Source organism: Parabacteroides sp. 52 (assembly GCF_010500925.1).
Taxonomy (GTDB): domain Bacteria; phylum Bacteroidota; class Bacteroidia; order Bacteroidales; family Tannerellaceae; genus QVMG01.
This window is the reverse complement of the sequence record NZ_QVMG01000011.1, coordinates 1-13,161: the sequence shown is the minus strand read 5'-3', so window position 1 is coordinate 13,161 and position 13,161 is coordinate 1. Positions and strand designations below refer to the sequence as shown.

Here is a 13,161-nt window from a genome sequence, read left to right as displayed (position 1 = left end):
ATTGTTTTATCAATTAACGGGGAACCGCCTGCACTTCGTTAAGTACACGCAGGAGATTTCCTCCCCATATTTTGGCAATATCGTTTTCATTATAACCTTCTTCAAGTAAACGAACAGTGATGTTTATCAGTTCGTTGGTTGCCTGGCAGCCGATCACCTCTCCGTCTCCGTCGAAATCGGATCCGATACCGACATAATCCACCCCTACCAGGTCGACTACATGATTGATATGCCGGATAACATCTGTCAAAGAGGCTTTCTCTTCTTCTTTGTTAATGAATCCTTTATAAAGGCATATCTGTATAACCCCTTGATGTGCCGCCAGGGCTTTGATCTGTTCGTCGGTAAGGTTACGGGCATGGTCACAAAGCGCCCGAACAGAGGAGTGCGAAGCTATAACAGGTGATTTACTAATTTTCAACACATCGTAGAAAGTGCTTTCCGCAGCATGCGAGACATCCACGATCAATCCCAGACGGTTCATCTCCCGAACGACCTCTTCCCCAAAGGGACTGAGTCCGTTCCATTCCTGGTTCCCTTTGGCAGAATCACATATATCATTGTCACCATTATGGCAAAGGGTAATATACGAGACGCCCATTTCTTTAAAGCGACGCAGGTTCTCCAAGTCTTTCCCTATCGCATAACCATTCTCAATCCCCATAAAGATTGCCTTTTTCCGGGCTTGTTTGAGACGGATCAGATCGTTGGAAGAAGTGGCAATCCCCATCCGTTCCGGATAGAGGGTCTCCTGCAAAAGGATCTTTTCGAGCCGCTCTGTGGCATAGGCTGTAGCTTGTTTAAGTGAACACTCATCCCGTTCTCCCTGGGGGATATAAGCCACCATAAAGGCAGCGTCTATCCTTCCTTCTTCCATAAAAGGGAGGTTTACCTTTCCCCCTTCTTTTTCTCCTATATGAAAAGAGCCGGGAAAGATCATCGGCGTATCGGTATGCGAGTCGATGGTCAACATATCCCGGTGCATTCTTTTCGCTTTCCCAAACAAAGAAGCAGCCTGTATATGGTATTGAAAAAGAAGTTTCATGACCTCGTCTCCATGGGATGCCATTGCCTCCGGGTGCCATTGCACGCTGAAGATATTTTTCTCCGGATGCTCCATAGCTTCATTGATACCATCCGGCGCACTTGCCGTAGCGATAAAACCGGGAGCCGTCTCTTTGATCGCCTGATGATGAAAAGAGTTTACCAGTATCTCCTCTTTCTGCAACAAAGCATACAATTTAGATTCTATCTTCTCCAACCGGACAGTATGGGAAGGAAGTTCCCGCGCCAGGGTCTGACTGTGTTTCAGAAGCGGGTGATTGGTTTGTGAATAGATGTCTTGATACACACTGCCCCCCCAAGCGACATTCAGCATCTGATGTCCCCGGCAAATGCCCATCACCGGTATCTGCCGGTTGGCAGCCAAACGAAGCAGGATCAGGTCATACTCATCCCGGTAGGTGTCTACGTCTTGTAACTGAGGAATAGGTTCTTCAGACAGATAGAGCGGATTGATATCCCCTCCTCCACTCATCACCAGCCCGTCCAGGTCGGACACAAGAGCTGTCAATGTTTTGATATCTGTTAGTACCGGAATAACAACCGGTGCCCCTCCTGCTTGCAAGACAGCCTGCACATAGGTTTCCGCAATACAAGAAAGTCCGTCTTTCCGGTTAGCGGATATTCCTATGCGGGGAGGCTGATGGCCCTCGCGGGCCGGTATATAATGATCAACTTCCCTGAACAGGTCCTCTATATGCGGACGACGGACTTGGGTGTTCATTTTGGATTGAACTATTTATGCGTCAATATTGGCATAAGTGGCATTCACTTCGATAAACTCACGGCGCGGAGCAACTTCTTCTCCCATTAACATAGAGAAGATACTATCCGCATCGATTGCATTCTCAACCGTGATTTGCTTCAATGTACGGTTTTCTGGGTTCATGGTCGTATCCCATAACTGATGGTCGTTCATTTCTCCCAAACCTTTGTATCGTTGTGTATGCACCTGGTTCTCATTTCCTCCGGCATACCGGTCGATAAATGCCTGACGTTGTTGCTCTGTCCAGCAGTATTCTTCCGCTTTGCCTTTCTTACACAGGTAAAGAGGCGGAGTAGCCAAGTACACATATCCGTTATCGATCAGTGAACGCATCCGGCGGAAGAAGAATGTAAGAATAAGGGTGGCGATGTGGCTTCCGTCCACGTCGGCATCGGTCATGATAATCACCTTATGATAACGAAGTTTACTCAGGTTTAATGCCTTGGGATCTTCTTCGGTACCAATGGTTACTCCCATGGCACGGTAAATATTTTGTATTTCTTCGCTTTCGAATATCTTATGATCCATGGCCTTTTCTACGTTCAGAATCTTACCACGGAGCGGAAGGATAGCCTGGAACATACGGTCACGTCCTTGTTTGGCCGTACCCCCTGCTGAGTCCCCTTCGACCAGGAAGAGTTCGCATTCTGCCGCATCTTTGGAAGAGCAGTCGGCCAATTTGCCCGGCAGGCCTCCACCGGTTAGGGGGGATTTGCGTTGTACCAACTCACGGGCTTTACGTGCCGCATGACGTGCCTGGGCTGCCAGGATCACTTTATCGACAATGATCTTTGCCTCTTTCGGATGTTCCTCCAGGTAATAACCTAAAGCTTCACCTATCGCCTGATCGACTGCTCCGGTAACCTCACTGTTACCCAGTTTGGTTTTTGTCTGTCCTTCAAACTGCGGTTCTTGCACCTTGATAGAGATCACGGCTGTCAATCCTTCCCGGAAGTCATCTCCTTGTATTTCGACTTTCGCTTTTTCAAGCAATTTGGAGTCTTCCGCATATTTCTTCAACGTACGGGTCAAACCACGACGGAAACCGGCCAAGTGCGTACCTCCTTCGATGGTATTGATATCATTTACATAGGAATAAATGCTTTCGTTATATGACGTATTGTATGTCATCGCCACTTCAACAGGAATGCCCTGTTTTTCCGTTGTGATATGAATGACATCCTGGATTAGTTTCTCTTTGTGACGGTCTACATATTCAACAAATTCTTTCAATCCTTCTTCCGAATGAAAAACTTCCACTTTGGCTTCGCCTTTTTCGTCTTTCACCCGCATATCGGTCAGACGAAGTGTCACACCGGCATTCAGGAATGCTAATTCACGCAGACGGTTGGCCAATATATCCCATTTGTATTCCAATACGGTAAATATAGACCCGTCCGGTTTGAAAGAGATGGTCGTACCGGTCGTATCGGTATCGCCTATTACTTTTATATCTCCCAGGGGCTTTCCACAAGAGAACTCCTGCATATGTATCTTACCGTCTCTGCGCACTTCGGCTTTCAGGTAAGTAGATAATGCATTCACACAAGATACACCTACCCCGTGTAAACCTCCGGAAACTTTGTAAGAGTCTTTATCGAATTTACCCCCTGCATGCAGTACGGTCAGTACCACTTCCAATGCAGATTTTTTTTCTTTTTCGTGATAATCAACCGGAATACCACGACCATCATCAACGACGGTAATGGAGTTGTCTTCATTAATGAAGACATCGACACGGGTACAATAACCAGCCAATGCCTCGTCAATAGAGTTGTCAACAACTTCGTACACTAAGTGGTGGAGACCTTTTTCACTGATGTCGCCAATATACATGGCGGGTCTTTTACGTACTGCCTCTAACCCTTCAAGTACTTGAATACTATCCGCTGAATAACCATTATTGGATGTATTCTTCATTTCTTCACTCATGTGTTTATCCTTGTTTTAATCAATTAATTAGCTGTTCTTCAAAAATCTTCAAAGATAGGAAAAACCGAGTGCAGAGCCAAACTTATTTGAGCTATACCAAGGCGCATCCTACATCCTGCAAATATAACGAAAATAATTGACATGAACAGGGAAGAATAGGGAAAATAGTATAAAACAGAAGTACGCAAAAAAGAGAGATAAAAACCTGTTTTATCTCTCTTTCGGTAGCCCATAGGGGAATCGAACCCCTCTTTCAAGAATGAAAATCTTGCGTCCTAACCGATAGACGAATGGGCCATCGTGTGGTAAAAAAGCCGGGCTTATCAGTCCGGCTATATACTTATGGAAGTAATTTACCTCTTACTTAGCTAATTTATTGATATGCTTAGCCAACTTAGACTTTAAGTTACCAGCTTTGTTCTTGTGGATAATGTTCTTTTTGGCAAGTTTATCCAGCATAGAGCAAACTTTTGGGTATAAAGCCTGAGCTTCGTTCTGATCTTCAGTCGCACGCAAAACACGCATAGCATTACGAGCTGTTTTTGCATAATATCTGTTATGCAAACGTCTTGCGTTTGTCTGTCTGATTCTTTTCAGTGATGACTTGTGATTTGCCATTTTCTTTTATATCTTATTATTTTCTTTTAATTTGTAGCCCATAGGGGAATCGAACCCCTCTTTCAAGAATGAAAATCTTGCGTCCTAACCGATAGACGAATGGGCCAAACTGTCAAAGTTCTCACTTTTAGCACTCTAAAGAGTTTCCTCTCCCGAATTGCGACTGCAAAGATAGATCATCCCGGCAAACTACCAAAGGATTTCCTAAGAAAATTGAATAAAAGTTATCGTTTTAACTTCTCTTTAGAACCAATACACCTTACACAACTCCCAGAAATACTTCCCGAATTATTTATTTTTCAGCGACATACATACATTTCCTGGGAGCTTCTTTAACGCAAAATAAGAGAATACCCGGCAATCCTCGATGGAAAATATTTTTTCCTTTTCGGATTACGCTCACCTTTCACTACCTTTGTATTTCATAAACAAAGACAGAATGCTGAGTAAAACACGGGGAATCGTATTACATACCATTCCTTATAATGATAAATACACCATTATATATATGTATACGGAGGCTTTCGGACGCGTCTCTTACCTGGTCTCCCGTAACAGGGGAAGAAAGAGTACGGTATCCAAGGCTTTGTTTATGCCACTTTCTGTTTTGGAGATGGAGGTAGACCACCAAACCAAGCGCGACCTGCACCGGATCAAAGAGACAAAAAACTGCTTTCCGCTTACCCACCTTTTTTGCAATCCGGTAAAAAACGTATTGGCTTTATTTTTATCCGAAGTGCTTTACCGGGTCGTCAAAGAAACAGAATCAGACCCTCGCCTGTTTGATTATCTATACAAATCGATTCATTTATTGGAAAATACAGAAGAGGGCATTGCCAACTTTCATCTTGTTTTTCTATTGGGACTCTTGCATTACCTGGGGATCTTTCCACATACGGAAACATACCGGGAGGGGTATTACTTCGACATGCAAAACGGTATCTTCACAGAAAAACAACCGCTGGGTGGACATTATCTAGGAAAAGGCGAAAGCCTCGTGTTTGCCCGCCTATTCCGTATCAGTTACGAAAATATGTCTCTCTATTCTTTTTCCCGACAGGACCGGGTGGGGATTATCCACCGCATCCTGGAGTATTACCGCCTTCATTTGCCCGAATTCCCGGAGATACGCTCCGTCGCTGTCCTGCAATCTCTCTTTGATTAGTTTGCCCGTTCATCATTTGTGCAATTGCGGAAAAGATTATACTTTTGTCGCACCTTCCCCAAACGGCCTTAGGGAGATAGCGATCTTTCTGTTTTTTCAAGGAATCAAACCCAATATGCCCCTGTAGTTCAACGGATAGAACAAGAATTTCCTAAATTTTAGATAGCAGTTCGATTCTGCTCGGGGGTACATAAGAAGATCAATCTTACCAGATTGGTCTTTTTTTGTTTATGCAAATACAACAAAAAAAGGGTTGCCTAAACAGACAGCCCACACAACGCAAAACATTTTAGCGTCAAAAAACATCAGAGTTCCGCGGCCATCAATTCTCTGCCTAACGCATGAAGACCCTTGATGATTTTTTGTTTTTGCTGCTCACGAGGCATCTTTAGCCCGCTTGCATAATGATGCAGTTGTTTTTGGTTTACACCCGTCAGTCGTTCCAGTGCCGGGGCTTTTAATATACCGAGATAGTAATTCAATATACTCTGTATATCGTATCTGTACACAAATTCATATTCACCCTTTAATATATCCGGCCATTGATCTTCCGGGCGCGACTCCTTCAACAACCGCAACCCTTCTTTAGCGTTATCAACCGCTTCTTTAGCAGTATTGCCAGCACCATATACACCCTCACAATTCTCGGCATACGCTCCAAAATGGTCCATGCTTGCCCCTATTGAAATAATAATCTTTCTCATGTCTTCTATTTATTTAATGGAAAAGCGAGATTATTTAAGCCCCATCTGCCTTTCGATTGATCTACGTAATGGTTCGTACATCTCTTTCGATCCGTGAAACGGAACAGGGGGAGACTTTACCCCGTCTTTTTCATAGAAGTAATGACTTCCCTCGGCATAGAGGTATGACCATCCATTTTTTTTAATCTTCCGGTGAAACTCTGTATACTTCATTACTGGTTTTAGTTCGACTACATAAAGGTATACATATAGTTACTTATATGCAAATAAACGGAGAGATTTATTTGTTAAAAGTATACAATTAGTTACCCTACCCGCCTGAAATCATTCATTTCTATTTGCAATTCGGGCGGATATTCTGTTGCCGATGCCCATCAGCAATATTGACGATGCGCTTCAGCAATATTGTCGATGCGCTTCGGCAATATCGACGAAGCCCATCGGCAACAGAATATTCCCCCGAAAAAATCATCGAAGGAAAGATAGATTGTTAATATTTTGTAATTTTCAGTACCTTGCGATACAAGGTATCTTCCAATAACATACATTTGCCAAACAAAAAAGAGTAAACCATTTGTAACAAGTATACAAGTATAACGTCTTTTACAAAAAGACACCTGTTCCGAAAAAATAAGAAACAAACGACAATTATATGATCATTCAACTGAAAGATATCAATAAAACATATTATAATGGTGCGCCATTGCATGTGTTGAAAGGGATTAATCTGGATATAGAAAAAGGAGAAATGGTTTCCATCATGGGGGCTTCCGGATCCGGCAAATCAACCTTATTAAATATCCTGGGCATATTGGATACGTACGATACCGGTTCGTACACCTTAAACGGGCATCTGATCAAAGACCTGCGTGAGACCCGGGCAGCAGAACTTCGCAACCAAATGATCGGATTTATCTTCCAATCATTTAATCTCATCTCTTTCAAGAATGCCATGGAAAACGTGGCCCTTCCCCTCTACTATCAGGGGATGAACCGGAGAAAGCGCAACCAGATAGCCTTGGAATACCTCGACATGGTCGGGTTGAAAGACTGGGCGGAGCATATGCCGAACGAAATGTCGGGAGGACAAAAACAACGGGTCGCTATCGCCCGCGCCCTGATTGCCAAGCCACAGATGATCCTGGCCGATGAGCCTACCGGTGCATTGGACAGTGTGACCACGGTAGAGGTGATGGAATTGCTGAAAAAGGTAAACCAAGAAGGGATGACCATGATCATTGTTACCCATGAACAATCGGTGGCAGATGTGACCGACAAAATCATACGCTTGAAAGACGGAGTAATTGAATCCATAGATAAAGGAGCCGGCCATGTTCGATTTTGATAATTTCCGCGAGATATGGAGCACGGTCAAGAAGAACAAACTGCGCACCTTCCTGACAGGCTTCTCGGTGGCATGGGGTATATTTATGCTTATCGTTCTGTTGGGAGCAGGAAACGGGATGCGAAACGGTATCATTTACAACTTCGACAATATGGCTACCAACCAGGTAGCTATCTGGCCACGTACGGCTACCAAGCCATATAAAGGCATGCAAACCAACCGCCGTGTCCGGTTTAAATCGGAGGACTTCGAAGAGTTAGCCCGCTTAAATCCGGAGATCGATTTGAAAACAGGCATCATCTACCGAAGCGACACCCTCACCTATGGCGAAGAATACAACGTATACTCCCTGCGGGGCATACATCCCGATATGCAATATATCAATAAGATAGAAATGCCTGTAGGCAACGGACGCTTTATCAATGATATAGACATCTTGGAGAAACGCAAGGTTATCGTTATCAGCCCCCGCATGAAGCAAGTGCTTTTCAAAGGAGAAGATCCACTGGGTAAACACTTGAAAGTCGGACAAATGGCCTACCAGGTCATTGGCATTTACAAAGCGGAGGATAACAACAACGACGCCCCTGCCTACGTACCTTTCAGTACGGCACAACTCTTGTATAAACGAGGGTATGGCTTGGACGAGATAAATTTTACAGTCAACGGCATCTATACAAAAGAAGAAAGCGAAGCCTTTGAAAAACGTATACGCGCACAATTCGCCCAGCGCCACCGCTTTGATCCGGAAGATACCCGGGCCATTGGTATGTGGAGTGCCATCGAAGAGTTTCAGATGTTAAACGGTATGCTGAACGGCATCACCCTTTTTATCTGGATCATCGGTATAGGAACCCTCACTGCCGGGGTGGTGGGCGTAAGCAATATCATGTTGATCACCGTGCGGGAGCGTACCAAAGAATTCGGTATACGTAAAGCAATCGGAGCGACCCCTTTCTCCATTTTGAAACTCATCATTGTTGAGTCTATTATCATAACGGCTGTCTTTGGGTATATCGGCATGGTGTGCGGCATTGGCATCACAGAAATCATCAACGCAGTGATGGAGAATATGAATGCCGGGCAAACGGTTTCGCGCGACGATATGACTATCTTCCGCAATCCGACCGTCAACATGAGTATAGCCCTTTCTTCGACCCTATTATTAATGATAGCAGGCGTACTTGCCGGATATTTCCCAGCCCGTAAAGCAGTAAAGATAACGGCTATTGAGGCCATGAGACACGAATAAAAAATAATAAAAGAGATAAGCATGTTTGATTTAGATCGGTGGCAAGAGATATGGGTGACGATAACCCGTAACAAGACGCGAAGTATGCTGACCTGCTTTGGGGTATTCTGGGGCATCCTCATGCTGGTTGTCCTGTTGGGATCCGGCAATGGTTTCAAGAATGGCATCATGAAGAATGTAGAGGGGTTCTCTACCAATTCGGCTTTCTTCTTTTCCGAACGTACCGGTGAACCTTACAAAGGATATAAAAAGGGACGTTATTGGCAAATGCGCAACCGCGACCTGGAAACGATACGCGCCCGTGTGAAAGGCGTTAAATATATTTCTCCCATGGTTATGCAGTGGGGAGGAACGAACAATGTAGTGAAAGGACAAAAAGCCGGCACTTATAACGTACGAGGGGTGTATTCCGAATACTTCCACATAGAAACCCAGCATATACTGGAGGGCCGTCTTCTGAATGAAATAGATGTACACGAAACACGGAAAGTATGTATCATCGGAGACATTGTCCGGGATGTACTCTTCGACAAAAACGAAGATCCCATCGGCCAATACATTCGTGCCAACGGCATTTACTATCAGGTGGTAGGGGTGATCAAACCCAAGGCGCGGGTACAGATTGGCGGGCGTACCTCAGAAAGTATCATGGTGCCTTTCACGACCCTGCAACAGACAGCCAATATGGGTGATAAATTCTGGTTCCTTTGTGCAACAGCCGAAGACGGACATGTATGTGATGTAATGGTAGACGATATCAAAGAAGTCCTGCGTTCGCAAAACGAGATTGCACCCAACGACGAACAGGCCGTCGCCAGCTTTACCATTGCCAAGCAATTCGAAACATTCAATATGCTTTTCCTGGGAATAAATATCCTGGTATGGCTTGTCGGCATGGGCACCTTACTGGCCGGAGTGATCGGGGTGAGTAATATCATGATGGTGACCGTCAAGGAACGTACGAATGAAATTGGTGTCCGCCGTGCTCTGGGAGCCAAACCGTTCAATATCATCTCCCAGGTGATGAGCGAAAGTCTGCTGTTGACCACCATGGCCGGGCTTCTGGGATTGACCCTGGGGGTTTTCCTCTTGGATATGGTAAGCCGGCTTATGTTGAACAATGCCGCCGGGGCAGACGGCACATTCTTTGATGCTCCCCAGATAGACATAGGTACAGCCGTCATAGCTACTACAGTCTTGCTTTTCAGCGGCCTTTTCGCTGGCCTGATACCTGCTTGGCGAGCTATGCAAATCAAGGCAATAGACGCGATACGTGAAGAATAATAATAACAAATACAATACAGAATCACATGAAAAAGATTGGTAGAATTATACTGCTTGCATTCGTTGGATTGGCCGTTATAGGTACATTCTATTTCTTATGGCAGAAATCACGCCCTGTCATTACAACGTACGAATTCGTATCTCCGAAAGAAGATACCGTACAAACAAAAACAGTAGCCACAGGAAAGGTGGAACCCCGCGACGAAGTGCTTATCAAGCCACAAATGTCCGGCATTATATCCGAATTACTCAAAGAAGCCGGCCAGATGGTCAAAGAAGGCGAAATCATTGCCAAGATCAAAGTAATCCCCGAAATGGTACAGCTGAACAGTGCCGAATCACGTGTGCGGGTTGCCCAAATCAACCTGGAACAGATTACAGCCTCTTTCAAACGCGACGAAGATCTATACAAACAAGGGGTCGTAGCCAAGGAGGATTATGAACTTTCTTCTTCCAACTTCAAAAAAGCCAAAGAAGAAGTAGAGAATGCCGAAGACGCATTGGAAATCATACGTGAAGGTATCTCACGCAGGTCGACAACCGCCAGTACCACACAGGTACGCTCAACCATCACCGGTATGATCCTTGATGTGCCTATCAAAGTCGGAAACTCCGTGATCCAGTCCAATACATTCAACGACGGGACGACCATTGCTTCTGTGGCCGATATGGGTAATATGATCTTCCGTGGCAAGGTCGATGAAACAGAAGTGGGACGTATCCATGAAGGGATGACGATCAAACTGACTGTCGGTGCCATGGAAAGCCGCACATTCGATGCTATATTGGAATATGTATCTCCGAAAGGTGTAGAAGAAAACGGAGCCGTTATGTTTGAGATAAAGGCGGCAATCCAAATACCCGATGACGCTTTCATCCGTGCCGGTTATAGCGCCAATGCGGAGATCGTATTGAAACAGGCCAACAATGTGTTAACCATTCCGGAAAGCACAGTGGAATTCAGCGGAGACTCCGCCTTCGTGCAACTCGTAAAAGAAGAAAAGCCGGAACAGATTTTCGAACGGCATAACATACAGGTGGGACTCTCTGATGGTATCAAGATAGAAGTCAAAGAAGGCTTAACGGTCAACGACAAAGTGCGTGGAGCCGTAATCGACCCGAAGAAAAAATAAAAACGGAGGAATCAACATGAAACAAATCGTATATATCTCCCTGTTTCTGCTCTTTTCTTGGAGCCTGCAGGCACAAACCTCTTCAAAGAAATGGACGCTCGAGGAATGTATTCAATATGCATTGGAGAATAACATTGACCTCAAACAAAGACAACAGGCCGAAGAAGGAAAAGAGATAGACTTGCATACCAGCAAACACAGCTGGTTGCCCGACCTCAATGCCAACCTGGGACAGAACTTCGACTTCGGACGCTCACCCAGCAAAGACGGAATGATCGTTGACAGAAACTCGGCCAACACCTCTTTCGGACTTTACCTGAGTATGCCTGTTTTTGATGGTCTGAAGATACCCAATGATATCGCTGCGCGCAAACTCGATCTGCTTGCTGCCACCGAAAATCTCAACAAAGCCAAAGAGGATCTGGCCGTCAACGTGGCTTCTTTCTTCCTGCAGGTCCTCTACAACAAAGAGGTCCTTGCCATTGCCCAGTTGCAGGTTTCCCAAAGCCGCGAGCAAATAGAACGCACCGAAGCACTCGTGCAAGCCGGCAAAGTACCCTTGTCTCAACTCTACGACATGAAAGCCCAGCTTGCCCGCGACGAGGTCTCATTGACCGAGGCTACAAATAATGTACAGCTCTCCCTTTTAGACCTGGCACAAAGCCTGGAGATCGAACGAAAGAAAGAAGATTTTGATGTGATAGCCCCAGTGGTCGACAATGCCATTACACAGTATATGGGAAGCATCATACCGCCCGATAATATATACGAACAGGCTGTCACCTACAAACCGCAGGTCAAAGAGCAGGAATACCTATTGGAAAGTCAGAAGAAAATGCTTAAAGTAGCACAGGCCGGTTATTTCCCCAAGTTAAATCTCAATGCCAGCTATAGCAACGGATACTATCATTATTACAATATGAATGAATCCAATGTCGCTTTCAGCGATCAGCTTACACAGAACGAAAGAAAGACTGTTGGACTCAGCCTGAGTATACCGATCTTCAATCGTTTCCAGGTGCGCAACAGTGTACGCTCTGCCCGTATCAATATAAAGAACCGCGAACTATTGTTGGAAAATGCCAAAAAGGTTTTGTACAAAGAGATACAACAAGCTTATTACAATGCCACCGCTGCCCAGGAGAAATACCGCTCTTCCGACAAATCGGTTATAGCCAGTAAAGAAGCCTTCTCCTATGCCGAAGAACGTTACAATGCAGGCAAAAGCACCGTCTTCGAATACAGCGAGGCGAAAACAAAATACGCACAAAGCCTGGCAGAACAAACCCAGTCCAAATATAATTATATATTCCGGGCGAAGATATTGGATTTCTACCGAGGCATACCTCTTGTTTTATAAGTAAGAGAGTCGTCTTGAAAACCTATATCAAAAGAAGGTAACTTTTTTCTCTAAAAATTTGCAGAATAAAAAATAAGATTTACCTTTGCAACGCTTTCCACAAAAGGCATTGAGAAATACCAGGAAAGCAAATTCTTCCTTAGCTCAGTTGGTTAGAGCATCTGACTGTTAATCAGAGGGTCCTTGGTTCAAGTCCAAGAGGAAGAGCAAAAAGCTATCTCCTAAAGGGATAGCTTTTTTTAATTGAAAAATGGAGAATTGAATCGCAGATCGCTTAGCGAAGCGTAAAGCAAAATTGAAAATATTTCACGCTCCTCTTCACGCTCTTCAAATCACTTATCATTAATCACTAACCACTCCTCACTAAATCGGCTTGGTATAGTTATAAAGGGTCAAGCTGAAAATCCAGTTGGTATAGTTATAAACAGATCACGGAAACCCTAAAAGGGTTTTATATGAATAACCGTGGGATGCAATCCCACGGCCGCAATACATCCCCTTACACCAACCAGCACTATCCTGGCTCCTCTTCTTGGATAA

At 44.7% G+C, this 13,161-nt stretch carries 11 protein-coding genes and 4 tRNA genes; 8 read left to right on the top strand and 7 right to left on the bottom strand.

Annotation, left to right across the window (positions count from 1 at the left end; translation table 11 throughout):
- Positions 1–13 precede the first annotated feature (13 nt).
- The 5 genes from D0T51_RS07680 to D0T51_RS07660 form a co-directional block, all read right to left on the bottom strand.
- Positions 14–1,786 (bottom strand): gamma-glutamyl-gamma-aminobutyrate hydrolase family protein, encoded by a 1,773-nt coding sequence (locus D0T51_RS07680; RefSeq protein ID WP_163727486.1) that lies wholly within the window; start codon positions 1,784–1,786, stop codon positions 14–16.
- Between the two features lie 15 nt (positions 1,787–1,801).
- Positions 1,802–3,760 carry a DNA topoisomerase (ATP-hydrolyzing) subunit B gene (gene gyrB, locus D0T51_RS07675; protein ID WP_163727483.1) on the bottom strand — a complete coding sequence of 653 codons (1,959 nt, stop codon included), beginning with the start codon at positions 3,758–3,760 and terminating at the stop codon, positions 1,802–1,804.
- 225 nt (positions 3,761–3,985) lie between these two features.
- Positions 3,986–4,057 (bottom strand) — tRNA-Glu (locus D0T51_RS07670).
- Between the two features lie 63 nt (positions 4,058–4,120).
- On the bottom strand, positions 4,121–4,378 hold the full coding sequence (gene rpsT, locus D0T51_RS07665) for a 30S ribosomal protein S20 (protein ID WP_163727480.1): 258 nt from the start codon (positions 4,376–4,378) through the stop codon (positions 4,121–4,123).
- A gap of 34 nt (positions 4,379–4,412) precedes the next feature.
- Positions 4,413–4,484, bottom strand: a tRNA-Glu gene (locus D0T51_RS07660).
- Between the two features lie 333 nt (positions 4,485–4,817).
- Between D0T51_RS07660 and recO the strand changes: the two genes are divergently transcribed.
- Together recO and D0T51_RS07650 are read left to right on the top strand one after the other, a co-directional pair.
- Positions 4,818–5,543, top strand: a complete 726-nt coding sequence (recO, locus tag D0T51_RS07655) for a DNA repair protein RecO (RefSeq protein ID WP_163727477.1) — start codon at positions 4,818–4,820, stop codon at positions 5,541–5,543.
- A gap of 117 nt (positions 5,544–5,660) precedes the next feature.
- A tRNA-Arg gene (locus D0T51_RS07650) sits at positions 5,661–5,732 on the top strand.
- A 116-nt stretch (positions 5,733–5,848) separates the two neighbouring features.
- Here D0T51_RS07650 and D0T51_RS07645 read toward each other — a convergent pair.
- Positions 5,849–6,247 carry a type II toxin-antitoxin system HicB family antitoxin gene (locus D0T51_RS07645; RefSeq protein WP_163727475.1) on the bottom strand — a complete coding sequence of 133 codons (399 nt, stop codon included), beginning with the start codon at positions 6,245–6,247 and terminating at the stop codon, positions 5,849–5,851.
- A 30-nt stretch (positions 6,248–6,277) separates the two neighbouring features.
- On the bottom strand, positions 6,278–6,460 hold the full coding sequence (locus tag D0T51_RS12405) for a type II toxin-antitoxin system HicA family toxin (protein WP_163727472.1): 183 nt from the start codon (positions 6,458–6,460) through the stop codon (positions 6,278–6,280).
- Positions 6,461–6,899: 439 nt separating this feature from the next.
- Here D0T51_RS12405 and D0T51_RS07635 point away from each other — a divergent pair, with 439 nt between their 5' ends.
- The 6 genes from D0T51_RS07635 (at position 6,900) to D0T51_RS07610 (ending at position 12,828) form a co-directional block, all read left to right on the top strand.
- Positions 6,900–7,592, top strand: coding sequence for an ABC transporter ATP-binding protein (locus D0T51_RS07635; protein WP_163727469.1), 693 nt, complete (start codon positions 6,900–6,902; stop codon positions 7,590–7,592).
- Positions 7,579–8,844 (top strand): ABC transporter permease, encoded by a 1,266-nt coding sequence (locus D0T51_RS07630; RefSeq protein ID WP_163727466.1) that lies wholly within the window; start codon positions 7,579–7,581, stop codon positions 8,842–8,844. The genes D0T51_RS07635 and D0T51_RS07630 overlap by 14 nt, the downstream gene beginning before the upstream one ends.
- A gap of 21 nt (positions 8,845–8,865) precedes the next feature.
- Complete coding sequence (locus D0T51_RS07625; RefSeq protein ID WP_163727463.1) at positions 8,866–10,128, top strand: ABC transporter permease; 1,263 nt, start codon at positions 8,866–8,868, stop codon at positions 10,126–10,128.
- Positions 10,129–10,154: 26 nt separating this feature from the next.
- Positions 10,155–11,261 (top strand): efflux RND transporter periplasmic adaptor subunit, encoded by a 1,107-nt coding sequence (locus D0T51_RS07620; RefSeq protein ID WP_203583347.1) that lies wholly within the window; start codon positions 10,155–10,157, stop codon positions 11,259–11,261.
- Between the two features lie 16 nt (positions 11,262–11,277).
- Entirely contained in the window at positions 11,278–12,621 is a 1,344-nt protein-coding gene (locus D0T51_RS07615; protein WP_163727460.1) for a TolC family protein, read from the top strand.
- Positions 12,622–12,754: 133 nt separating this feature from the next.
- Positions 12,755–12,828 (top strand) — tRNA-Asn (locus tag D0T51_RS07610).
- Positions 12,829–13,161: the final 333 nt, after the last annotated feature.

Bases quoted from the DNA above. Each gene is read 5' to 3' on its own strand.
- D0T51_RS07625 (WP_163727463.1), top strand. From the start codon at position 8,866: ATGTTTGATTTAGATCGGTGGCAAGAGATATGGGTGACGATAACCCGT.
- D0T51_RS07620 (WP_203583347.1), top strand. From the start codon at position 10,155: ATGAAAAAGATTGGTAGAATTATACTGCTTGCATTCGTTGGATTGGCC.
- D0T51_RS07630 (WP_163727466.1), top strand. From the start codon at position 7,579: ATGTTCGATTTTGATAATTTCCGCGAGATATGGAGCACGGTCAAGAAG.
- D0T51_RS07680 (WP_163727486.1), bottom strand. From the start codon at position 1,786: ATGAACACCCAAGTCCGTCGTCCGCATATAGAGGACCTGTTCAGGGAA.
- D0T51_RS07635 (WP_163727469.1), top strand. From the start codon at position 6,900: ATGATCATTCAACTGAAAGATATCAATAAAACATATTATAATGGTGCG.
- recO (WP_163727477.1), top strand. From the start codon at position 4,818: ATGCTGAGTAAAACACGGGGAATCGTATTACATACCATTCCTTATAAT.
- D0T51_RS07615 (WP_163727460.1), top strand. From the start codon at position 11,278: ATGAAACAAATCGTATATATCTCCCTGTTTCTGCTCTTTTCTTGGAGC.
- gyrB (WP_163727483.1), bottom strand. From the start codon at position 3,760: ATGAGTGAAGAAATGAAGAATACATCCAATAATGGTTATTCAGCGGAT.
- D0T51_RS07645 (WP_163727475.1), bottom strand. From the start codon at position 6,247: ATGAGAAAGATTATTATTTCAATAGGGGCAAGCATGGACCATTTTGGA.
- D0T51_RS12405 (WP_163727472.1), bottom strand. From the start codon at position 6,460: ATGAAGTATACAGAGTTTCACCGGAAGATTAAAAAAAATGGATGGTCA.
- rpsT (WP_163727480.1), bottom strand. From the start codon at position 4,378: ATGGCAAATCACAAGTCATCACTGAAAAGAATCAGACAGACAAACGCA.